27 protein-coding genes and 1 pseudogene are annotated in these 20,489 nt (G+C 55.4%); 18 read left to right on the top strand and 10 right to left on the bottom strand.

Annotated features, from left to right (window positions below):
- Positions 1–12: 12 nt before the first annotated feature.
- The 7 genes from N8E89_RS00635 to N8E89_RS00605 all read right to left on the bottom strand — a co-directional run bounded on the left by N8E89_RS00635 (position 13) and on the right by N8E89_RS00605 (position 5,914).
- Positions 13–288, bottom strand: a complete 276-nt coding sequence (locus tag N8E89_RS00635) for a hypothetical protein (RefSeq protein ID WP_262260828.1) — start codon at positions 286–288, stop codon at positions 13–15.
- A 112-nt stretch (positions 289–400) separates the two neighbouring features.
- Positions 401–568: a hypothetical protein gene (locus N8E89_RS00630; protein ID WP_262260827.1), complete on the bottom strand. Its 168-nt coding sequence runs from the start codon at positions 566–568 to the stop codon at positions 401–403.
- 788 nt (positions 569–1,356) lie between these two features.
- The gene (locus N8E89_RS00625) at positions 1,357–2,394 is read right to left on the bottom strand and encodes an IS110 family RNA-guided transposase (RefSeq protein ID WP_262260825.1); all 1,038 of its coding nucleotides are present in this window, start codon (positions 2,392–2,394) and stop codon (positions 1,357–1,359) included.
- Positions 2,395–2,976: 582 nt separating this feature from the next.
- Positions 2,977–4,200 carry an adenylate/guanylate cyclase domain-containing protein gene (locus tag N8E89_RS00620; RefSeq protein WP_262260823.1) on the bottom strand — a complete coding sequence of 408 codons (1,224 nt, stop codon included), beginning with the start codon at positions 4,198–4,200 and terminating at the stop codon, positions 2,977–2,979.
- Between the two features lie 377 nt (positions 4,201–4,577).
- A complete protein-coding gene (locus tag N8E89_RS00615; protein WP_262260821.1) occupies positions 4,578–4,901 on the bottom strand; it encodes a sunset domain-containing protein in 324 nt (107 codons plus the stop codon).
- A gap of 222 nt (positions 4,902–5,123) precedes the next feature.
- Entirely contained in the window at positions 5,124–5,252 is a 129-nt protein-coding gene (locus N8E89_RS00610) for a hypothetical protein (protein ID WP_262260819.1), read from the bottom strand.
- A gap of 347 nt (positions 5,253–5,599) precedes the next feature.
- Complete coding sequence (locus N8E89_RS00605; protein ID WP_262260817.1) at positions 5,600–5,914, bottom strand: hypothetical protein; 315 nt, start codon at positions 5,912–5,914, stop codon at positions 5,600–5,602.
- Between the two features lie 216 nt (positions 5,915–6,130).
- On the opposite strand from N8E89_RS00605, the gene N8E89_RS00600 reads away from it, so the two are divergent.
- From N8E89_RS00600 to N8E89_RS00585, 4 genes and pseudogenes are all read left to right on the top strand, one after another.
- Entirely contained in the window at positions 6,131–6,535 is a 405-nt protein-coding gene (locus N8E89_RS00600) for a terminase small subunit (protein WP_262260816.1), read from the top strand.
- Positions 6,498–7,313 (top strand): PBSX family phage terminase large subunit, encoded by an 816-nt coding sequence (locus N8E89_RS00595; protein ID WP_262260814.1) that lies wholly within the window; start codon positions 6,498–6,500, stop codon positions 7,311–7,313. The genes N8E89_RS00600 and N8E89_RS00595 overlap by 38 nt, the downstream gene beginning before the upstream one ends.
- Before the next feature lie 64 nt (positions 7,314–7,377).
- Positions 7,378–7,881 carry a terminase large subunit gene (locus N8E89_RS00590; protein ID WP_262260812.1) on the top strand — a complete coding sequence of 168 codons (504 nt, stop codon included), beginning with the start codon at positions 7,378–7,380 and terminating at the stop codon, positions 7,879–7,881.
- Positions 7,882–7,888: 7 nt separating this feature from the next.
- Positions 7,889–9,243, top strand: a pseudogene (locus N8E89_RS00585) (DUF1073 domain-containing protein).
- Here N8E89_RS00585 and N8E89_RS00580 read toward each other — a convergent pair.
- Entirely contained in the window at positions 9,212–9,649 is a 438-nt protein-coding gene (locus N8E89_RS00580; RefSeq protein WP_262260810.1) for a hypothetical protein, read from the bottom strand. The pseudogene N8E89_RS00585 and the gene N8E89_RS00580 overlap by 32 nt on opposite strands.
- A 50-nt stretch (positions 9,650–9,699) precedes the next feature.
- Between N8E89_RS00580 and N8E89_RS00575 the strand changes: the two genes are divergently transcribed.
- Genes N8E89_RS00575 through N8E89_RS00550 form a run of 6 tightly spaced genes read left to right on the top strand, consistent with a single transcriptional unit; the run spans position 9,700 to position 13,553 of the window.
- A complete protein-coding gene (locus N8E89_RS00575; RefSeq protein WP_262260808.1) occupies positions 9,700–10,839 on the top strand; it encodes a DUF2213 domain-containing protein in 1,140 nt (379 codons plus the stop codon).
- Complete coding sequence (locus N8E89_RS00570; RefSeq protein WP_262260807.1) at positions 10,839–11,303, top strand: structural cement protein Gp24; 465 nt, start codon at positions 10,839–10,841, stop codon at positions 11,301–11,303. The genes N8E89_RS00575 and N8E89_RS00570 overlap by 1 nt, the downstream gene beginning before the upstream one ends.
- 11 nt (positions 11,304–11,314) lie before the next feature.
- Complete coding sequence (locus tag N8E89_RS00565; protein ID WP_262260805.1) at positions 11,315–12,253, top strand: DUF2184 domain-containing protein; 939 nt, start codon at positions 11,315–11,317, stop codon at positions 12,251–12,253.
- Between the two features lie 10 nt (positions 12,254–12,263).
- The gene (locus N8E89_RS00560; protein WP_262260804.1) at positions 12,264–12,641 is read left to right on the top strand and encodes a hypothetical protein; all 378 of its coding nucleotides are present in this window, start codon (positions 12,264–12,266) and stop codon (positions 12,639–12,641) included.
- A 53-nt stretch (positions 12,642–12,694) separates the two neighbouring features.
- On the top strand, positions 12,695–13,189 hold the full coding sequence (locus tag N8E89_RS00555; protein WP_262260802.1) for a DnaT-like ssDNA-binding protein: 495 nt from the start codon (positions 12,695–12,697) through the stop codon (positions 13,187–13,189).
- Between the two features lies 1 nt (position 13,190).
- Entirely contained in the window at positions 13,191–13,553 is a 363-nt protein-coding gene (locus N8E89_RS00550; protein ID WP_262260801.1) for a hypothetical protein, read from the top strand.
- Positions 13,554–13,720: 167 nt separating this feature from the next.
- On the opposite strand, the gene N8E89_RS00545 is transcribed toward N8E89_RS00550, so the two are convergent.
- On the bottom strand, positions 13,721–14,002 hold the full coding sequence (locus tag N8E89_RS00545; RefSeq protein WP_262260799.1) for a hypothetical protein: 282 nt from the start codon (positions 14,000–14,002) through the stop codon (positions 13,721–13,723).
- A gap of 107 nt (positions 14,003–14,109) precedes the next feature.
- Between N8E89_RS00545 and N8E89_RS00540 the strand changes: the two genes are divergently transcribed.
- A complete protein-coding gene (locus N8E89_RS00540) occupies positions 14,110–15,162 on the top strand; it encodes a phage minor head protein (protein ID WP_262260797.1) in 1,053 nt (350 codons plus the stop codon).
- Complete coding sequence (locus N8E89_RS00535) at positions 15,162–15,608, top strand: HK97 gp10 family phage protein (protein ID WP_262261981.1); 447 nt, start codon at positions 15,162–15,164, stop codon at positions 15,606–15,608. The genes N8E89_RS00540 and N8E89_RS00535 overlap by 1 nt, the downstream gene beginning before the upstream one ends.
- On the opposite strand, the gene N8E89_RS00530 is transcribed toward N8E89_RS00535, so the two are convergent.
- On the bottom strand, positions 15,586–15,813 hold the full coding sequence (locus N8E89_RS00530; protein ID WP_262260795.1) for a hypothetical protein: 228 nt from the start codon (positions 15,811–15,813) through the stop codon (positions 15,586–15,588). The genes N8E89_RS00535 and N8E89_RS00530 overlap by 23 nt on opposite strands.
- Before the next feature lies 1 nt (position 15,814).
- Here N8E89_RS00530 and N8E89_RS00525 point away from each other — a divergent pair, with 1 nt between their 5' ends.
- The 6 genes from N8E89_RS00525 to N8E89_RS00500 are packed head-to-tail and all read left to right on the top strand — an operon-like array spanning position 15,815 to position 20,488.
- Positions 15,815–16,231 carry a phage tail terminator-like protein gene (locus tag N8E89_RS00525; protein ID WP_262260794.1) on the top strand — a complete coding sequence of 139 codons (417 nt, stop codon included), beginning with the start codon at positions 15,815–15,817 and terminating at the stop codon, positions 16,229–16,231.
- A gap of 60 nt (positions 16,232–16,291) precedes the next feature.
- Entirely contained in the window at positions 16,292–16,783 is a 492-nt protein-coding gene (locus N8E89_RS00520; RefSeq protein ID WP_262260792.1) for a phage tail tube protein, read from the top strand.
- A 42-nt stretch (positions 16,784–16,825) separates the two neighbouring features.
- Entirely contained in the window at positions 16,826–17,242 is a 417-nt protein-coding gene (locus tag N8E89_RS00515) for a hypothetical protein (protein WP_262260791.1), read from the top strand.
- A 47-nt stretch (positions 17,243–17,289) separates the two neighbouring features.
- Entirely contained in the window at positions 17,290–17,610 is a 321-nt protein-coding gene (locus N8E89_RS00510) for a phage tail assembly chaperone (protein WP_262260789.1), read from the top strand.
- Positions 17,611–17,613: 3 nt separating this feature from the next.
- On the top strand, positions 17,614–19,827 hold the full coding sequence (locus N8E89_RS00505) for a phage tail length tape measure family protein (protein WP_262260787.1): 2,214 nt from the start codon (positions 17,614–17,616) through the stop codon (positions 19,825–19,827).
- 4 nt (positions 19,828–19,831) lie between these two features.
- Complete coding sequence (locus N8E89_RS00500; protein ID WP_262260785.1) at positions 19,832–20,488, top strand: hypothetical protein; 657 nt, start codon at positions 19,832–19,834, stop codon at positions 20,486–20,488.
- Position 20,489: the final 1 nt, after the last annotated feature.

The raw sequence follows: 20,489 nt of genomic DNA, 5'->3' as shown, positions 1-20,489 counted from the left end.
AACAGGGGCTCGCTAGGCAACAACTCCGAGAAATTCCTCGTCTACGATGATAAGATCAATGAGTTGATCTCGTTCATTGAGCACGTTGATGAGGTCCGGCCGGGATAGGGGGCGAATGGTAACACGGTACAACGCCGTCGGTCCAAGGTGATGATCACCACTCTCGATCAGGCTTCTGCGATGATCGGCGGCTTCGGCTTTCGCATGCTCAAGTGTTGCTGCGAAACTCAGGATATCATCATTGCCAGGAATGATTTGAAACGCATAGATGTGCTCGAGGTGGGTCATCGTGGATCCTCCGTGGAACACAATTTAAAGGCAGATCCAGAGATCGTTAACTCGTAAAAGTGCGAGTAGGGAGCTCTGCAAATGATTAAGCGGCATGCGATAGGGAACCCTCTCAGCCCCGATCCATTTTCTCCCGCAATTCGGCGAGCGCATGCATCGTTGCTTCCTCGCGCGTCATGCCCTCTTTCATGTACTTGATAATCAGACGCTCCTGAAGTTCCAGCTCTTGCACAGTGTGTTCGTCTAAGGGGCTCTCCGGGGATTTGGACTTGCGCTTCATGGCCGCTCCACTTCGGTTTGCCCCGAGTGTTGTCAGGAAAATGTGGCATTTTATTCGTTATGCTCAAATGCGGGAAATATGCTCGGCGCGCTGACGATGGTTCCTGAATTAATCAGAGAGAATTTTGAATGGCAGCTTAGTGTTTGTCCAATCTTTCGAATAACAATGACTTTGCATGCGTCACGCTTTGGTGCTGCCCCGGAGGTCTCCAGAACTGCGATAGCCATCGACCAGGTAAGGTGTCACCGAGAAAGTAAACCCGGTCGCTACGTTCGGCGGTGTTGTCGATGCAGTCACAAATGCCGGCAGAGTGATCGCGCTTATTGATATTTTCGGACGCATGAAGTCGCGTCGAGACAACTCACCGCTGGATAGCGTCATTTAAACATTCCGGTCAGATGTCCGAGGTGGGCAAGTGATCAAGGCAACATAGTCTCGTAAAATTTCCGGGGCTTGTCAGCATTTTGAATTTGAATAAAGCACCGTTGCAGCAGAATCGCTTTGGTGCGGGGGCCAGCAAAGTGCGGGCTGTCCCATATTAAGTTCGGAAACAGCCCGCGGCACAAGACAGCGCCTAAACAATTCCTATATCGTGGGGGCAAAACGTATGTTCGGCCTATGTACTTATTCCCGTACAGGCCTTTTGCCCAGGCGCAAGGTAGATGGCAAAACGAAGGGCCGCGTTTTAAAGCGCACGATTTCTTGCTGCCTATCCTACCAAATTTTACCCACGCGGAAGTGCTGCGTTCGTCATCTTGGCCTACTGGTGAATCGTGAAATGCGGATGATTACGTTGAGGCAACATTCGGTTCTATCGGCGGGTGATATGTTCCCCCGTTTTTCAAGAGAGCCCAGATGGTTCTTGCCATCTTATTGGCAACAGCGATAGCCACGACCTTGAAAGGCCGCCGTATCATCAGCTTCGTAAGCCAGGAGGAAGAGTTCTCACTCTTTCGAGATTGGCGGAGAATGGCCCTCGCCCCCATGTATAAGAGCGACCGTAAGACCGAGTTCCCCGCTTTTGAAATGCTGCCGAGGCGTGTTTTTCCACCGCTGGCATGCACTTTTGGAGTAAGACCGATCCAAGAAGCAAAATGACGAGACGACTTAAATACTCCTGCGTCACCCACATATGCCTTGATCGCCGCGGCCGTCGTCTTGCCGACGCCGGGAATGGTCATCAACCGTTGGAAATCCTCGTCTTGCTTGGCCTGAGAAGCAATTTGGGCATCGAGCTGGTCAATTCGCACATCCAAATGCTCGATTTCTTCCATAATTTCGCAAAGCGCAAGGCGGGCGACTTGAGGCATTTGACCGTTGCCATCGTCTTTCAGTAGCGAGAACAATGCGGTCACCTTCGTTGTACCAGCAGGGACTACGAGGCCGAATTCGGCCATATGGCTCCGTAAGGCGTTGGTTGCCTTTGTTCGCTGACGCAAGAACAGGGCGCGCACTTTCAGCAACATCGAAAAGGCCTGCTGCTCGGCCGATTTCACTGGAATAAACCGCATCTGTTTATGCAATACCGCATCACAAATGGCTTCGGCATCGATAGCATCCGTCTTGCCGCGCTTCACAAAAGGTTTGACGTAAATTGCAGGCATTATTCTGACGTCATGGCCGAAAGACGCGATCTCTCGGGCCCAGTAGTAAGCGCTGCCACATGCTTCCATACCCACCGTGCACGGAGGAATGTTCTCAAAGAATTCCTTCACCTGAACTCGACGCAGTTTTCGGCTAAATGTTGGACTACCCTCAGCATCTGAGCCGTGAACGTGAAATACTTGTTTGGCCAAATCTAAACCGATTGCGGTAACAGCTTTCATACTTGATCCTTTCATTTGACGTGACGGCTATCTTCGTAACTCAGAAGCCTGCGTTCTCCCAAAGTCTTTGAGAATTTTTCACGGTCTGGGGAAAGAACATGCCTCCATTTCTGGTTCTGATCCCTTTTCCATACAGCGTTCTCGATAGTTGACCGATGATTGGGTTTTCCAGTCACCAGCCAGATGGCCGAAGAGTGATAAGGCAAACGCTTTCGCCTCAGCCTTGTTCTTCTAGCCAACGCCGCAAAAAGGTGAAGCTGGAAATCCGTCGCATTCGGCATTTCCGCGATTACCAGCGGAGCTCCTTTCTCCATCATCGTGTCAATGAAACTTACCGTAGTGGCTTTCTGAATTGGTTCTGTGCCGGTGCCCTCGAGACTAGGTAATTATACCTAGATCCTGAAATTAATCCTTTATTTGATGGTGCAAATCAGTTATACGGGCCAGAGTGATTTGCAGCTGACTGGCGGACTTAGGGACAGGGAACTCGCTCGGCGCATGGGAAGAGCCTCTCGGCTTTACGGAAATTCGCTTTAGAGTTGCACTAAACGGATCCCATCCGTGTCCCGCACGACCGCGCAGTTAGCAAACCCGGCGTTCGCTTATTCTCCAAACCGTAACGGGACCAAAGCCTCTTATTTCTTCACTGCCCAAGGGTTCGCACCGGAACTTTTCGACCAGAGCGTCCTTGGTCTCTTCGGTGGTAAGAATATAACCCGGTTGCCCAATGGCTTCGAGCCTGGCGGCGAGATTTACCGGAACCCCCCAAATGTCGAATGCGTACTTCGATCTGCCAAGGACTCCAGCTGTCAGCGGCCCTGATGCCATTCCAACTCGTAGCTTTAGTTCGACACCGTGCCGCTCTCCGACCTCACGAGCAATATTAATTGCGCCAAATCCGAAAGCCGTCATTGCCCCCTCTGGGTCTGCTACTTCTCGCGGAACTCCTGCTACCGCCAGGTACGCGTCTCCAATTGTCTTGATCTTCTCGACACCAACGGTTGTTGTGAATGCGTCGAGCCTAGTGAATAAGTCATCCAGCATAGCCACTGTTCGCTTGGAGCCAATTTCATTTGAGATGGTCACGAACGTCACGATATCAGCAAGCAATACTGTCGCCCTTTCGTAATTCTCTATTATTCCTTCCTCATTTTCGAATAGCCGATCGACGATTTCGTCTGGCATAATAGATCTCATCAGGCCCTCTAATCTATTTTGCGCATTTCTTGCGAGTGAGAACGCGTAATAGGTTACTGCGAAGGACCCTAAGATAGCGGTCACGATTGCCGACGAATAAACCAATTGCAGGAAGCGGGTATCGCTATAGATGCCTGGCTTCGGTTCGGGAAATACAATTCCCGACAAAATAATGAGAATCGCCGCCAAGGTGCTAAGCACTGCGACGAGTGCGGCGTGTTCCCGTCCAAGGATTGCAAATGCAATGGGTGTGACGACGATGAGATTGAGCATCACCCCGGAGTCTTTGCCGAGGAGCGAAGTGATCCATGTAAGAGCGGCGGCACTGATCGCGAATTCCCAAACCGTGGAAGCCTCTCGTCCAAATCGATGAAAGAATGGCGTAGCCAGGGCGGCCAACGCTAGGAGCAAGTTCACTATTATCAATGGAAGTAGGCTTCGCTCGCCGGTAAGCGTATAGATGAAAGCGAAAGAAAGAGCCGCACCGGCGATGATAAAGGCAGTAACATTCGCGACCGCAATTCCCTGACGGTCGACACGGCGGCATCTGGCAACTCCAAGATTAGAAAGCCATATGATCGTCCCAAGCCATGACACGTTCATCTCCATCGCTTCTCTCAATAATGAAGATATTACAAAGGCAGACCATATGCACGCTCACTGAAAGCAAAACCAGAAATGGCCGTCTGCCGCCGTAAAGCGGCCGTCCAACTCTCTAGAAGCAGCTGTAGGTAACTATGCCTATTACGAGAAAATAATCCTTTATGGCAAGCGAAAATTAGTATATACGCGCAACAGGTGATTTGCAGCTGACTGGCGGACCTAGGGACAGGGAACACTCGCCGGGCGCGTGGGAAGAGCTTCACGGCTTCCCGTCATGGAAATCTATTCACCAAATTCAGTTTCATCCGGAGTGGAGAAGTGGTCATCTCGTCTGGCTCATAACGAGAAGATTGCAGGTTCAGAATCCTGCCTCTTCAACCAAATTAGCGCTTCGATCTGCGCCAGCCGGCCTTTTTAGCTTCGTCTTCAGAGCAGAACCACTGTTCACCGTACTGCGTTGAGATGGTGGTCTTCGTGTAAAACATCTGGCCTGGGACGTGATAGATGCGTTCGCCTTTATCGATGCTGATATTGCCCTTTATGTTGCAACCGGGCGAGAGCGTTTTCAGCACGGGTATTGGAATTTCACCTTTGCCAACCAGAGCGCCTCCTGCGAGGGCTGCAATAGCCGCAACGATGGTCAATAGGCGGAAATCGGACTTTCGGCCGGATTTCGGCTCAATTCCTCGATATCTGTAATCGGTCATCCTGCCATGAACCCATGAGATGGCGCCCTATTCAAACGAGTTCTAGAAACCGGGTGAATGGATCGCGAACGACCACCGTAAAATTTAAATCATCCCGCACTTCATGTGCGACTGCAGCGGTCCTCGGGCGACTATTTCCATATGGAGGCCAGCATGAACCGACGCGCGTTTATCGCTGCCATCGGCTTGCTGTTGTCTGCAGGTAGAAGCCGCAGCGAGTGGCTAGTCGTGCAGGAACCGTAACTTGATCTTGATACCACTTCCTGAAGCTTCCTTGGATCGGCCTCCCAGAACAATATCGTCCCCGTCGATTTCACCTTCCATATCAAGGGCATTCTTGTCGCGTCCCAATACGGGTTCCACTCCCTCGATGGGCATCCCTTTGTACGGAAAAGCTTTTACCCGGGCTGTGACCTCGGTTCCCGGAAACTGAATAGGTACCTACATAGTAGATCAAGGTATCTCCGCCATATACGCGACCATCGCGCAGAACCACTAATCCAATCCCCTCCATGGTGAGGGTATTGAATTCCGCTCTGTATATGCCTTCGCGAAATTGCTTAGCCATTTGATCCTCCATTCTTCAAACGATCAATCGCTACCCCAGCTATAACGCACGAGGAGCAGATCATCGGATGGTTCGGCCATGTGCCATGGCGGATGCCAGCGGACCGCCGCAGTTCCGCGGTCAGCGACGTTTAAAACAGGCACCCCGCAGGAGCCCCTATCGGCGGAGCGATTACCCCTTCGATCTCGACGAGGATCACCAGAGACTCCGGCACCACCCCGTCGAAGGCCATCGCATCGGCGGCCGCCTTGCTCTGCATCGCCGCCTGCAAGGCATCAATATCCGGAACGTCCATCATCACCGCCACGCGAGTCGGATCTTGCGGATCAACAAACGTTCGGATGTTGGTCACCCCGAGCGGACCGAAAAGCTCCTTGCGCTTCGGTGAGGTGAGCCAGTGGTTCGCGCCCTTTGTGATGTTGTGATGGCCAATAATCGTTGGCATAGCACCCTCCCTGCGACGACGCCGACGGCCGGATCAAGGGCCGCGCTCCATATCGCAAGGCTACTGTGCGCTGTTTTTGCTGGGCTGTAAATTGTGGCGGTCAGGGCGCGGGGACGGTTGAGCGAGGGGCGCAGATACAGATGATGAAGATCGCCTTGTCGTCACTCAGCAACTGCCGTGTGGGAACGCCGGCCGACTGCCGGAAGGACCCTTGAAATGCCAGTTCTGAAAAATCCACGGCACGAGAAATTCGCCCAAGCAGTCGTGGAAGGCAAGAGCGCCGCCGAAGCATATGCTGATGCAGGCTTCAAGCCACAAAGGCAGAACGCCGCTCGATTGATGACAAATGATGACGTTGTGGCTCGGGTCAAAGAGCTGCAGGCCGAAGGCGCGGAACGCACCCTGGTTTCGATTGAAAGCCTCACAAACGAACTTGAAGAAGCCCGCCGTTTGGCCATGGCCGATGAGAAGGGCGCAAGTGCTGCCGTTGCTGCCGTAATGGGCAAGGCAAAGCTACATGGGCTGCTGATCGAGAAGAACGAACACACAGGCAAGGGCGGCGCGCCAATCGAGGTACGATCTCTTGCAGACTTCTACTCCGACCTTAACCCCGGCCTTTAGGAGCTTCTGGCTGACGCCGGCACGCAACCGCGTCCTGTATGGCGGACGCTCAAGTTCGAAATCCTGGGATGCTGCAGGGTTCGCGGTGTTCCTTGCCACTCAATGCAGGATCCGTGTTCTTTGCGCCCGTCAGTTTCAGAATAAGATCGCGGAATCTGTCTACACGCTGCTGAAAATCCAGATCGGGCGGTTTGGGCTTACGAATGAGTTCGTCATCACCGAGAACTCGATCAAGCATAAGCTGACCGGCTCGGAGTTCATGTTCTACGGCCTTTGGCGGCATATTGACGAAATCAAGTCGCTGGAAGGCATCGACATCTGCTGGATCGAGGAAGCGCACAACCTCACCGAAGAGCAGTGGAATATTCTTGAGCCTACGCTGCGTAAGGAAGGCTCGCAGTTCTGGATTATCTTCAATCCGCGCCTGGTCACGGATTTCGTCTACCGGCGGTTCATCTCGAACACGCCGCCCGACACGATCAAAAAGCAGATCAATTACGTCGACAATCCGTTTTTGTCCGCAACCATCCTCAGGGTCATTGAGGCGAAGCGGCACGAAGACGAGGAAGAGTTCCGCCATATCTACCTGGGCGAGCCGCTCACGGACGATGATGCGGTCATCATCAAGCGGTCGTGGATCCTCGCTGCGGTCGATGCTCATAAGCAGCTCAAGATTGAACCTACCGGCGTCAAACGGGTCGGATCTCGACGTTGCAGACAGTGGCGACGACAAATGCGCTACGGTGGCAAATCACGGGTTCCTTGCGACGCATGTTGATGAATGGAAGGCGCGAGAGGACGAACTGCTGAAGTCAGCGGGCAGGGTGCATGCAATCGCCCGAATGCTTGACGCCTCGATCGACTACGACAGCATTGGTGTTGGAGCGTTCGCCGGCGCACACTTTCAGGCGCTGAACCAGGAGCACAAGGTCAAGATACCGTATTTTCGGTTCAATGCTGGTGGAGCGGTTCTCAATCCAGAGCGTCGTATCGATCCCAAGGATCCGAAATCACCGCTGAACAAGGACTTCTATTCGAACATCAAAGCGCAATCGTGGTGGGAAGTCTCGCGCCGGTTTCGCAACACCTTTAATGCATTGGAGAAGGGCGAGCAGTTCGCATCGGATGAGCTGATCGCGATATCCAGCGACTGCGATCATCTGGACCGGCTGATCGACGAGCTTTCGACACCACGCAAGGACTACGACAACAGCGGGAAATCAAAGGTCGAGAGCAAGAAGGACCTGGACAAGCGGGACATCCCGTCACCGAACCTTGCCGACGCTTTCGTAATGGCCTTCGCGCCACGTACCTCGCACACATTCACGCTGGCGCATATCAGTTAGGACCATGATGGGAAACGTCATTGCAATGGCTCGCGATAGCCTTGTCAGCTTTGTTTCCCGCCTGGGCACCGAGCGCGACAAGGCGGCGACTGTTTTCTTTACGCAGCCCATCCTCACCGACGAGCAGATCGTTGCTGCCTATCGTGGTTCGTGGCTGCCGCGGAAGATCATCGACATTCCTGCACTCGACAGTTGCCGTAAGTGGCGCGACTGGCAGGCTGATGACAAGGTCATTGAGCTGATCGAGAAGGAAGAGAAGCGCCTGAACGTCAAGGGCAAGATCCTTGAGGCATCAAAGAAAGGCCGTCTGTTCGGCGGCGCTGCGCTGATATCGGAACCGGCGACACTGACACATCCGAGCGGCTCGATCTCGAACGCATCGGCAAGGCCGGCATCAAGCACCTGACCGTGCTGACACGTCGTCAGCTCAAGGCCGGCACGATCGACCGCGATCCCGAATCCGAATGGTTCAACCGACCGGAGAATTATTACCTAACCGGCTTGAACGGTAAGCAGTTGATCATTCATCCCTCGCGCCTGGTGCTTTTCAATGGGGCCATGGCGCCCGACGACGATATCAGCGGCGCAACGCAAGGCTGGGGTGAAAGCATCCTCACCGCCACCCTCGACGCGATCAAGAATGCGGACAGCACGGCTGGGAACATCGCGAGCCTGATTTTCGAAGCCAAGATCGACATCATCAAGATACCGGGCTTCACCGAGAATATCGGCAACAAGGCCTATGAGGACGCTGTCCTCAGCCGCTACACATTGGCGAATACGATCAAGGGTATCAATGGCACACTGCTTCTCGATGCCGAGGAAGAGTATGAGAGCAAAAGTGCGCAACTTGCTGGTTTGACTGATATTCTCATGGCTTTCATGCAGATCGTTTCAGGCGCCGCCGATATCCCTGTGACGCGCTTGCTCGGACAATCTCCGGCCGGAATGAATGCGACCGGCACAAGCGACATGAAGAACTATCATGATCGCATCCAGTCTATTCAGGAACTCGAACTGACGCCAGCAATGGCTCGGCTCGACGAGTGCATCATCCGATCGGCAACCGGCACGCGGGACGATGCGATCTATTACGAGTGGGCACCACTTGAGCAGATGTCCGAGAAGGAGCGTGCGGATATCTTCAAGACCAAGTCGGATGCCGCTCGCGCTTTGATCGGCTCATCCTCGGGGCAGGAGATTATCACCCGCGAAGCCCTGTCCGACGCGTTGGTGAACACCTTCACAGAAGATGGCAGCTTGCCAGGGCTCGACGGCTTCATCGAGGAGTACGGCAAGCTATCCGAACAAGAGCCCAGTGAGGCTGAAATCATCGCTGCAGCGACCCCAACTCGAACGTAGCGCTATTTTCATGCTGATCGACCTTTTCAAAACCGATCAAAGCAAACCAGCGATCCACGTCAGGTCGGTCACTCCGGCTCACGGAACGGATGGGCATGTTGCCGCAAAGCTGTTGGATTTTCCTTATGTGGCGTTTGCAGAAGCGGACAGTCTTAGCAGTGAAGAATTCTTCATTGGCCGCAAATGACGTGTAAGCAATGCCGCCTACCTCATGCCAAGTTATGACCGCCAAGGTCTCGTTTCCATCCCTCAACGCGTGCCCGCGTCCTTCGCGAAGGTCCATCAGCAGATTTTCCCTTGCTTTGTTTTCGGTTTCGCCGGCGGTCGCAAACTCGCGACTTAATCGGTCGGCGAGATGATCGAAGACCTGAGTGAGATCCTGGGGAGTCGCAGTTCTGGCTTCCATTTCGAACCTCCCACTGCGTTTTCATACACTTCATAAATAAGGCTTCGTCCATGCAATTCACAGACGCTGTAACCGTCGCAGGAATGCGCCGGCGCGATGACGGCTATCTCGTTGCGGACGCTCGTATCGCTCGCACTGGCATCCAGAATTATCTGGGCTGGGAAGTCGGTAAGCCAGACATGGCAGAGGTTCGGGTTTATCGCCCCGGCTCCGAGGTATTCAGCGAGGATACGCTCAAAAGCGCTGCACATCGTCCCGTCACGAACGACCATCCCGACGAGCAGGTTACCTCCAAGAACTGGAAAGAATATGCGGTCGGTCAGACCGGCGACGAGGTAACGGGCGAGGGCATCTTCATCCGTGTTCCGCTCATGGTCAGTGATGAGAAGACCATCCTCGCCATTGAAGGCGGCAAGCAGGAATTGAGCGCCGGTTACACCTGCGACCTCGATTTTACCGGCGGTACCACGCCCGCAGGCGAGGCCTACGACGCCATCCAGAAGAATATCCGCCTCAACCACGTTGCCATCGTGCAGCAGGGCCGGGCCGGGAAGCAGGTTCGCATCGGTGATGCGAGCGCATGGGGCGTTGCCCCGATCACCAATGATCAAAAACCAGAGAAGGAAAAGATCATGACCCTGAAGACGGTTACCGTCGATGGCATCCCGGTTGAAGTAACCGATCAGGGTGCCACGGTGATCGGCACGCTGCAGTCGCGGCTTGCTGATGCCAATACCAGGCTCGCTGACGCAGAGAAGGCACACCAGGTGGCGCTTGCTGCCAAGGATGCAGAAATCGCCAAGAAGGACGCCGAGATCGATGCGACGAAGGCCAAGGTGCTTTCTGATGCAGACCTCGACAAGCGCGTCCAGGCACGTGCTGATCTGATCACTGTGGCGAAAGCTATCGCCAAGGATGTGAAGACGGAAGGCCTGACCGATGCGGCAATCCGCAAAGCTGCCGTTGTTGCCAAACTTGGCGATGAAGCCGTGAAGGATAAGGCTGAAGCCTATATCGACGCTCGCTTCGACATCCTCGCCGAAGACGCGAAGAAGGTGGCTGATCCATTCCGCACAATTGTGCAGAACGGCATCCAGACCTCCGACGGCGTCACCAATTCCAATGATGCTTATGCAGCAATGCTCGCTCGCGATGCCGCCGCATGGCAGGGCAAGAAGGAGAACGCATAATGGCTTTTCCAACCGTATCCTATTCGCGTGATACGCCTGCTGGTTATCCCGGCATGATTGCGAGCACGGAACCGCATCACATCATTTCGATGGTTGTAAGCGGGACCTCCGGCAACATCCCCTTTGGCATTGGCGTTCTGTTCGACACTGTCGAAGACACTGTGAAGCTGCCCACAGCAATCGGCAAATTTGCTGGCGTCGCCGTTGTCGATCGTACGCTGCCCTTTGCCAATGGCGAGGTCTACAAGCCTTACGATCAGATCAGCGTCATGAAAACGGGTTCTATTTGGGTTACTGCGCTCGTCGCCGTTGCTCAAGGTGATCCGGTCTACATGACGCCGACAGGCGGGTTCACCAACGTATCGAACTCCGCCGCCAACCAACTCATCGAAAATGCCGAATGGGCAAGCGTCACGGCTGGTACCAACCAGCTCGCACGTCTCCGCCTTGGCGTCACCAAGTAAGGAGAACGAGCATGTTCACTACGGACGCGCCCGCGCTGGCGCTAAACTTCCTGCGCACCGCGCAGAACTACATCGAGCCGGGTATTTACGCCCGCGAGTATCCGGACTTTCAATACCGCGAACTGGTGCCGGTCGATAACTCGGCGCCGGATTGGACCACCGCTATCGATTTCTTTTCGATGGGCGATGACGTTGGTCAGGCCCGTGAAGTGGCCGCGGATGGCGATGACATTCCATTCGTAGATTTCAAGCTCGACAGCGGCAATAGCCGCGTATTCATGGCTGGTATCGGTTACCGGTACAACCTCCAGGAGCTTGCGCATGCGCAGGCGTACGGCATTCGGCTGGAGAGTGATCGAGCTGACGCGGCCCGTCGGAAATACGAACTGTTCGTCGACAACGTTGCTTTCATGGGGCGCCCGAAGCTCGGTATGACCGGACTGCTGAATGCTACCAACGTCACTGCGTTGACCGCAGCGAATGGCACCTCCGGCACTGCCACCTGGACCACGAAGACGGCCGACGAGATCCTCGCTGACGTCAACAGTGTTCTAAGTGTGATCTTTACTGCCTCCAACGGCATCGAACAGGCGAATACAGTCCTCCTGGATCAGGATCGTTATGCTCTGATAGCAACGAAACGCCTTGATGCGACCATGACAACGACGGTGCTTGAGCACATTCAACGTGCGAATATCTATACGCAACGTACTGGATTGCCTCTCACAATTCGTGCTGTCTTCGGATTGGAAACAGCCGGCGCCGGCGGAACACATCGATTGGCGGCGTACCGTCGTTCACCCGATGTCGTGAAGATCCACATTCCTATGCCACTCCGCTGGCTTCAGGCCGAGCAACGGCTGCTCAAGTTCGAGGTGCCAGGAATTTTCCGGCTTGGCAGTGTCGAGATCCGCCGTCCTGGTGCCGTTCGATACCTTGATGGAATCTGAGGAGAAAGACATGTCCAAGATTGCAATCACGAACAACCGTCCCGGAGGCTTCGGCATTCCGGGCGGACCGGTCATCGCTGGCAACGGCGGCACAGTCGAAGTCGACCAGGGTGATTGGGATGGTGTCAAAGACCATCCCGTCGTTAAGGCTTGGCTCGATGCTGATCACCTGACTGTTTCAGGTGCGAAGGCTGAAAAGAGGCAGGCGCCATCCGCTGGCGACGGTGACGAGGCCAAGTCCGTGCTTGAAGTGCTAGCGATGGCGAACGCAACGGACGTTCCCTTCATGTCCTTCAAATCTGCTGCAGCAAAGCTTCTCGGCGACAAAACCCCTGCCAAGAAGGATGAAATCATTGCTGCCCTTGAAGAGCTAGCAACTCAGCCTTGACCAACTGGCCCGGCGGGAAACTGCCGGGCATCCTCATTTGACTGGAGAAGACCATGGCCGCTTACGGTACCAAAGAGGAGTTCGTTCGGTACGCAACGGAACATGGATATGTCTTTCCTGAAGGCGCGACCGATGCGCAGATGGCGGCCGCCATGTTGCGCGGCTCTCTCGTCATCGATCGCTATGAACCAAAGTTTTCTGGCGCTCGTACGGGCGGATATGATCAGGCTCGCGCATGGCCGCGCACTGGCGCTGTGACCAATTACGGTCAGGCGATCCCGGCCGACGATACCCCACGGCCGATCATCGAAGCCTCCTACGAAGCGTCATTTCTCGAACTGATAACGCCCGGCAGCCTTTCGCCTGTCGTGATGGGCAATGGGGTAACCAAGCGTGAGAAAGTAGGCGAGTTGGAGGTCGAATATGCTGTGTCGAGCAGCAGCTCTGTCGCCGATGTTGTGGCATTTGCTACGCCGGTTGTGACCATGATCGAGGGCTTGCTCTGGCAGTTCATGCGCATGGGCGTTCCCGGCATTCTGGCGGTCTGAAATGGCAAAGTTCGATTATGCCCGCGCCCAGGCAACAGCGCTACGTCTGCTCGACAAGTTCGGCGCTGCAGGCGCGATTATTCGCGACCTTCCAGGCTCCGGTCCTGAGTGGGATCCGGGAGAGCCGGTACCAACGGCTCACACCTGCACGATGGCGGTACTCAAATTCGACAACAAGGATATTGACGGCACCCTGATCAAAGCGAGTGACAAGAAGGTCTATATAGCTGCCAAGGGCTTGGCGATCGTTCCTGTCACTACCGACAGACTGCTGATTGGCACCGTGTCTCACACCATCATTCGTGTCATGTCGCTCAATCCGGCCGGAGCCAGTGTTTATTTCGAAGTGCAGGCGAGGGTGTAAACGGCATGCAAGAACCAACCCTGACTGAAAGACTGTTGTTCTTGGGGAATGTCGAGATTACGAATGCCTGTTTCGGACAGCGATCTAAGGAAACTGCAGAGAGCTGCGATTATTCAGTACATCGTATCCAAGACGTCCTAGGACGCGATAAGGGAGTCGATAAGGGCTTACCCAAGCAGCGCCTTCAACAGAGCAAATCCGACTATTACGGGAACACTGATGAGCAAAATCCAGTTGACCGCGAGATCCCGCTGGACTGGAACACGATGAACCGCGAGAAAGAATGGCATCAGCCACTTAAGAAAATACGCGAATAGGACGGTTGATAGCGGATAGACGATCACAAGCCCTAAGACAGTGCCAGAAACTGCTTCGAACAATGCGCGGCCCAAGCACAGGGCGGCTACCAGCCAGCCAAACGTTTTTTGCGATGACATATCAATTGGCATGAATCGTCCCCAGCGTCATACGTCCAATGACTAGCAAGCAAGTCATAGTGCTGTCGATGGAGAGGCTTTAAAATGCTCAAGCGCCTACCAGCCCGCGTGAAGTTTGAATGATGGCTAGCAACCGCAGCATCTTCGATCAGTTGGTCGACAAGTACGATGCAGTCCTTGCCGAAGCCTTCTTTCACAGCATTGACGCCATCAAGTCAGCGGTCACGCTTCGTGTCGTGGTCGAGCGTCTGGAACGAGGCGATATCAATGGAGCGATCGATGCTATCCAGGTTGAGCGGGAAGCATTTTCGGCCCTGGAGCTGGCGCTGGCAGAAGCCTACAACGCCGGCGGGATCAGTCTGGTCGAGAACCTGCCACGGTTGAAGGACCCGGACGGCAATCGGGTCATCTTCCGCTTTGGCGTACGACACCCGGAGGGCGAGGCATGGTTGCGCGATCATTCAGCGCAATTGGTAACCCGTATCACCGATGACCAGAAGCGGGCCATTCGCCAAGCGCTTGAAGAAGGACTTGCGGCTGGTCGCAATCCGCATTCGACGGCGCTCGACGTTGTCGGTCGGATTAACCGTGTCACCGGACGAAGGGAAGGCGGGATTATCGGCCTCACGAACCAGCAGGAGCGTCTTGTGTCATTGGCGCGGGCGGAACTCGTTTCAGGCGATAGCGCGCTCCTAAAGCACTACCTCACCCGTCAGCGTCGTGACAAACGATTTGACCGCACCGTCATGAACGCTATTCGCGAAGGGAAGCCACTGCCATCCGAGGTCGTTACGCGTATCCTCGGCCGGTATTCAGACCGCATGGTGCAGCTTCGTGGGGAAATGCTTGCGCGTACCGAAACTATGATGGCGCTTGGCACTGCACGCGACAACGCCATGCGACAGCAGATAAATGCGGGCAAGGTCGCTGAACATGACATCAAGAAGAAGTGGCGGTCGGCTGGTGATAATCGTGTCCGGCATACGCATGCCACGCTTTCGAGCGCTGAGCCCATTGGTATGGATGAGAGCTTCATCAGCCCGTCTGGAGCACGCCTGCGCTATCCCGGCGATCCACGCGCGCCAACGAGCGAGATTGTGGGCTGCCGCTGCCACCTCGAATACAAGGTCGATTACTTCGCATCGATAGTTCGACGCTATGAACGAGCATGATGGGTAAACTATCCTTCAGTGCGCAGGTCGCAGCGTTTGCCGAGAAGATACCCGGCGCTGTTGAAGCGGTGTTCAAGGAAAGCGTGCAAGAGATTGTTTCCGAAATGCAAACGCCTGTCGCAGCTGGCGGGCGGATGCGGATCGATACGGGGTTTCTGCGTTCATCTCTGATGGCCTCGACGGCATCCATGCCCTCGATCAACCCTAACAATAAACCGGTCGACGAGAGATCATACGCCTACGATGAAGGGCAGATCGAAGCCGTAATTCTTGGCTCTGACATCAATGACACGCTGTTTTTCGGATACACCGCTGCATACGCCGGGCATCGCGAGTATGGATCCAATGGTCAGACACCGGATGCGTTTGTCCGGTCAGCTGCTCAACGATGGGATGCGATTGTTGAGGCGAAGGCGAGGGAACTCAAATCTCGTTTGGGTCTTTGACCGCAACGTTCCTGTCGCTGTCATCGTCCATCGATTTTAGCAAGCCCATCTGCAGCAGCGCCAACGCTTTGCGGGCAGCCTTCAAGCTTGTATCGCCGCGAATGGTCTGACCCTCCGCCTTGCCGATGGCGAGAAGGGCGGCGTGCAACCGTTCATAAACTTCATCGTCTGTCAGTTTATCGACCATTTCCGAAATGAGTATCACGATGGCTGCGACTGTAGAAGCCACAATTGCAGAGCTGCTGTTCGCAAGACTGGCCGCACTGGTACTCGATCCCGTGTTGCCGGTAGCCTATCCAGGATTGGCTTTTACGGCTCCAGCCGGTCCCTATCTCCGGGTGGATTTTATCCCGAACCGGACTGACAATATCGGCTTGGCCAATGATGCGAGCGCGCGCCACCAGGGTATTTTGCAGGTCATGGCGATCCATCCAGTGGGGCAAGGTGTCATTAAAGCCACCAATACAGGTGGGCTTGTCACCGCTCACTTCGCCAAGGGCACCATTCTCTACGGTTCGGGAGTGAAACTGAAGATCTACGCCAAGCCCAGCGTAGGTGGTCCCATCATTGAACCCGACAAGATCAATGTGCCGGTGACGATCCTCTGGCGAAGCTTCAACTGAAATCCGGACGATCCGGTCTAACCCGCCCCGTCTAAACGGGGTTTATGGAAAGGGAACCCCATGGCGATTACAACAGCCACTGGCGCGAAATACTTTATCGGCGGCCCAACCACCATCGACTACACCACGGATGCCGGTGCCATCGCTGCATTCGAAGCCCTCACATGGGTTGAAATCAAGGAGGTGGAAGACGGCGGCGAATTCGGCGATGAATCTGCCGATGTGACCTTCCAGTCCCTTGGCGATGGCCGCGTGCGCCATCTCAAGGGCGCCCGCGATGCCGGCACCATTGCCCTTGTCGTAGGCGACGATCCCCTCGACGCAGGCCAGCTCGCCGTTCGCGCAGCGGAAAAGACCAAGTTTCAATACAATTTCAAGGTCGAGTACGAAGACGCGCCAAGCGCGCTCTACGAAAACAGCGTGGACTACTTCCGCGGTCTCGTCATGTCGGCCCGAAAGAACGTCGGGACCGGCGACAACGTGCTTCGCCGCACGTTCAGCATCGGTATCTCAACCAGGATCCTTACCGTCGACACCGCGCTTGCCCCGTGATCCAGCAGGCCGATTGTTTTCTTCCGTTTCATGGAGTTTTCGATGACATTTGAACTATCGCAATTCGACGGTACTGCCGCCAAGCTTGAAGGGGGCTATGAGCTCGACATCCTGCATCCCGTAACCGGTGAAAAGACCGGCCTGGTGATCAAGGTTGCGTCGTATCGCTCCGAGCGGGTGAAGCGGGTACAGCGCCGCCTCGCCAATGCTGCCATTCGAGAGGGAAAGAAAAATCCGAAGAAGATCGGCACGATCGAGGAGATCGAAGAGAAAACCAATGAGATCGTCGCAGCATCGGTGATTTCATGGAACCTCACCCAGGATGGAAAGCCGGTTGAATGCACGCCTGACAGTGTGCTGAAGGTCATTTCCAACCCGGACTATTTCTTTATCGGCGAGCAGATTGACAAGGCCGCGGATGAAGACGCGCATTTCGTGAGGCCCTCGCTGAAGAGCTGATCGACTTCGCGAGGGCGCATTTCACACCGCGCCGAAAGAATGATCCCGTGCCGGAAGCTCCGGACTACACCGACTATATCTGGGATTGGTTCGTCAAACTCCACAACACCCGGCAGATGGGTTTCAGCGCCAATCCGATCAGTTTTCTTGAGATCGAGGCCTTCTGCCGGATGACCGGAGCCATCATTGATCCGTGGGAGCTTTCGGTGATCCGGCGCATCGATCAAGCAGTCCTGGCAGTGATCAACAAGACCGGGATGTCGGAACCGGCCGAAACTCAAGCCACACCGGCAGATGTCGCAGAAGCCAAGCTCCGGATCCGGGGCGCAGCAACCAACAGGCGCGTCGTCAAGCGCGACAAGGGATAGGGCATGCCAGACATTGCACAACTCGGGATTGAGGCCAAACATACTGGCGTCGATCAGTCTGCAAAGGCTCTCGACCGCCTGACCGGGGCTGCCAAACGTGCAGAAGCCGCAACAGAGGCCATAGGTCCGGTTTCGAGCAAGGCTGGCGCCATGGCTTCACAAGCTGCCAATGCCCACGCCACGGCGTTGAATGCAGAAGCTGCTGCTGCGACACGTGCCTCCGGCGCATTGCGAGCCCATGCTGCCGCCGCTAACACCAACGTTCGAAGCCTCGGCGCGGCCAACTCCAATGTTGCCAATCTGGCAGCACAGTTTCAGGACATTGGCGTTTCGGCGGCCATGTCGATGAACCCGCTGCAGATCGCGCTCCAACAGGGTACGCAGATCGGCGCCGTTCTTGGTCCGATGGGCGCTGCCGGCGCCGTAAAGAGCCTCGGTTCGGCTTTCCTGTCGATCATTTCGCCGGTGAGCTTGGTTACAATCGGTTTGGTTGCCGCGGTCGCGGCCGGTTTACAGCTTGTCAATTGGGCAAAGCTCGGCGCCGCCGCTCTAATTGGGGTGGCCGATAGCCTTCAGGTGATAGCGCCTTATGCGATCGGTGCTGCCGCGGCTCTTGCGTTGCTCTACGCCCCTGCCATCATCGGCGGTATTGTTCAGGTCATTGCCCTGCTCGGGCGCATGGCTGTTGCTGCGACCATTGCTGCGGCGGCCGTGATCGCAGCCAATCCCGGCCTTGCCTTCATTCTCGGCATTACCGCTGCTGTTGCTGCTGCGAACGTCTTCCGTGATGAACTGACCAAGATCTTCGGCTTCGATATCGTCAAGTCGGCCAAAGACGGGACAAACGCGCTCATCGCAACCTTCGTCGGTGCCTATCAGGGCATCAAGGCGACTTGGAAGCAGTTGCCAGCAGCGATCGGCGATATCGTTTATCAGACTGTCAACGCCACGATCAAAGGCGTTGAATCGATGATCAATTCCGTCGTTAAGCTAATGAACACCTATATCGGTGGGCTCTACAACAGCATTGGCGGACTGGCATCGAAACTCGGCGTCGATATCGGAACCTTCACCGATATTGGCCAGGTATCATTCGGAGGCGTCGACAATCCTTATGCCGGCGCTGCAAATAGCGTTGATGCCGGTATCGCTGATGCGATCAAGTCTGCCCAGGGCACCGATTATGTCGGAAACTTTGGCTCTGCCATTGCCAAGGGTGCCTCTGCCGCATCTGCCAAGCTCAAGGAGATGGCAAAGGATCTGTTGTCTGTCGATGACAAGTCGAAGAAAAAGAAGGGCGGCAAGACCGAAGCCGAGAAGTATGACGACATCGTCAAGGGCGCGGAACGCCGTATCGCCTCGCTGAAGGCGGAACAGGCTGCCATTGGCCTCACCGAGGAAGCCGCGGCAAAGCTGCGATACGAGACAGACCTGCTCAATCAGGCACAGCAGAAGGGTATCACCCTGACCGCTGCGCAAAAGACGGAACTGTCAGGCCTTGCAGGCGAGATGGCTTCGATTGAGGCCGCGACTAAAAAGGCAAAGGAAGCCCTCGACTTCGCCAAGGATGCAACCGGCGGCTTTCTGTCGGATCTCCGGTCCGGTCTCCAGAACGGTGAGGGGTTCTTCAAGTCCTTCGGCAATGCGGCGATGAATGTCATCGATAAGATCGTGGACAAGCTGCAGGATGATCTCGTTAACGCTCTGTTCAGCGTCAACAAAGCCAGCGGAAGTTCCCCCGGTCTCGGCGGTGGTATTCTCGGCTTCTTCAGCAGGATCTTCGGCGGGAGTTCTTCCGGAGGGTCTGATCCGTGGGCTGGCTTGCGCATGGCAAACGGCGGGGCATTCGCCGACGGTGTCCAGCGGTTCGCCCAAGGTGGCACATTCACCAACTCGATCGTGTCCAGTCCGACAAAGTTCCGCTTTGCCAAAGGTACCGGGTTGATGGGCGAGGCGGGCCCGGAAGCAATCATGCCGCTCAAGCGTGACAGTTCTGGTCGCCTCGGTGTCGCTTCAAGCGGTGGCGCCAATGCCAATGCGCCAATGCCTCTCGATATCCGTGTCTCGGTTGATGACGACGGCAAGCTCGCTGTCATCGCGCGCCAGGCGGGATCCGAGGCGGGCGCACAACAGGCTGATATGCGAGTGAAGACATTCAGCAAGCGGGAACTTCCCGATCGTCTGAACGAAATCAAGATGAACCCACGGAAGAGGTAGGGAAATGGCCATCACCTATCCCTACGCTTTTTCAATGCTCGCCGACCGGCTCGATATCGAGTCCGTTACCTGGGACATTCAGCGCAATGACGAATTGTCCGGTACCGGTGACGGCCGGGTGTGGCAGGCCGAACTTGCACCGCCATTGTGGACAGCCGACGTCAAACTCAACATCGGTGACAGCAATGATCTCAAGCAGATAGCGGCGCGTGTTCGCAAGCTACATGGCGCGCAAGAGCTGTTCTTCCTCTACGATCCATTGTCGAAGTACCCGCAGGCGGATCCTGACGGTTCCATCCTTGGGGCTGCCGCTGTTCGGATCAACAGCGTCGGTACCGGCGGGCGTACGATTAGCCTCAAGGGATTGCCGGCCGGTTACGTCCTTACCCTCGCTGACAAGATGCAGATCGCCTATGCGACGTCACCGGTTCGGAACGCCTTCCTTGAAGTTTCCGACGATGTGGTCACGACCAATGTTTCAGGTGTGACCGGCATGTTTGAAGTGTTCCCGAATGCGCCGACCGGTGTTGCAGCAAATGATTTCGTCACGCTCGCAAAGCCTGCCTGCAAGGTTTTCATTTCTCCAGGTACGTCAAATCCGGGATCCGGGGCAGGACTCCTAACGAGCGGCGCCGGTTTCAAAGTGATCGAGAAACGATAAG

Source organism: Phyllobacterium sp. A18/5-2, from assembly GCF_025452215.1.
In the GTDB taxonomy this organism is placed as follows: domain Bacteria; phylum Pseudomonadota; class Alphaproteobacteria; order Rhizobiales; family Rhizobiaceae; genus Phyllobacterium; species Phyllobacterium sophorae.
The sequence above is the reverse complement of the archived record's forward strand: the minus strand, read 5'-3'. Positions and strand labels throughout refer to the sequence as shown.

Coding starts and splice junctions, on each gene's coding strand:
- N8E89_RS00635 (WP_262260828.1), bottom strand. CDS start 288: ATGACCCACCTCGAGCACATCTATGCGTTTCAAATCATTCCTGGCAAT.
- N8E89_RS00630 (WP_262260827.1), bottom strand. CDS start 568: ATGAAGCGCAAGTCCAAATCCCCGGAGAGCCCCTTAGACGAACACACT.
- N8E89_RS00625 (WP_262260825.1), bottom strand. CDS start 2,394: ATGAAAGCTGTTACCGCAATCGGTTTAGATTTGGCCAAACAAGTATTT.
- N8E89_RS00620 (WP_262260823.1), bottom strand. CDS start 4,200: ATGGAGATGAACGTGTCATGGCTTGGGACGATCATATGGCTTTCTAAT.
- N8E89_RS00615 (WP_262260821.1), bottom strand. CDS start 4,901: ATGACCGATTACAGATATCGAGGAATTGAGCCGAAATCCGGCCGAAAG.
- N8E89_RS00605 (WP_262260817.1), bottom strand. CDS start 5,914: ATGCCAACGATTATTGGCCATCACAACATCACAAAGGGCGCGAACCAC.
- N8E89_RS00600 (WP_262260816.1), top strand. CDS start 6,131: ATGCCAGTTCTGAAAAATCCACGGCACGAGAAATTCGCCCAAGCAGTC.
- N8E89_RS00590 (WP_262260812.1), top strand. CDS start 7,378: ATGCTTGACGCCTCGATCGACTACGACAGCATTGGTGTTGGAGCGTTC.
- N8E89_RS00580 (WP_262260810.1), bottom strand. CDS start 9,649: ATGGAAGCCAGAACTGCGACTCCCCAGGATCTCACTCAGGTCTTCGAT.
- N8E89_RS00575 (WP_262260808.1), top strand. CDS start 9,700: ATGCAATTCACAGACGCTGTAACCGTCGCAGGAATGCGCCGGCGCGAT.
- N8E89_RS00570 (WP_262260807.1), top strand. CDS start 10,839: ATGGCTTTTCCAACCGTATCCTATTCGCGTGATACGCCTGCTGGTTAT.
- N8E89_RS00565 (WP_262260805.1), top strand. CDS start 11,315: ATGTTCACTACGGACGCGCCCGCGCTGGCGCTAAACTTCCTGCGCACC.
- N8E89_RS00560 (WP_262260804.1), top strand. CDS start 12,264: ATGTCCAAGATTGCAATCACGAACAACCGTCCCGGAGGCTTCGGCATT.
- N8E89_RS00555 (WP_262260802.1), top strand. CDS start 12,695: ATGGCCGCTTACGGTACCAAAGAGGAGTTCGTTCGGTACGCAACGGAA.
- N8E89_RS00550 (WP_262260801.1), top strand. CDS start 13,191: ATGGCAAAGTTCGATTATGCCCGCGCCCAGGCAACAGCGCTACGTCTG.
- N8E89_RS00545 (WP_262260799.1), bottom strand. CDS start 14,002: ATGCCAATTGATATGTCATCGCAAAAAACGTTTGGCTGGCTGGTAGCC.
- N8E89_RS00540 (WP_262260797.1), top strand. CDS start 14,110: ATGATGGCTAGCAACCGCAGCATCTTCGATCAGTTGGTCGACAAGTAC.
- N8E89_RS00535 (WP_262261981.1), top strand. CDS start 15,162: ATGGGTAAACTATCCTTCAGTGCGCAGGTCGCAGCGTTTGCCGAGAAG.
- N8E89_RS00525 (WP_262260794.1), top strand. CDS start 15,815: ATGGCTGCGACTGTAGAAGCCACAATTGCAGAGCTGCTGTTCGCAAGA.
- N8E89_RS00520 (WP_262260792.1), top strand. CDS start 16,292: ATGGCGATTACAACAGCCACTGGCGCGAAATACTTTATCGGCGGCCCA.
- N8E89_RS00515 (WP_262260791.1), top strand. CDS start 16,826: ATGACATTTGAACTATCGCAATTCGACGGTACTGCCGCCAAGCTTGAA.
- N8E89_RS00505 (WP_262260787.1), top strand. CDS start 17,614: ATGCCAGACATTGCACAACTCGGGATTGAGGCCAAACATACTGGCGTC.
- N8E89_RS00500 (WP_262260785.1), top strand. CDS start 19,832: ATGGCCATCACCTATCCCTACGCTTTTTCAATGCTCGCCGACCGGCTC.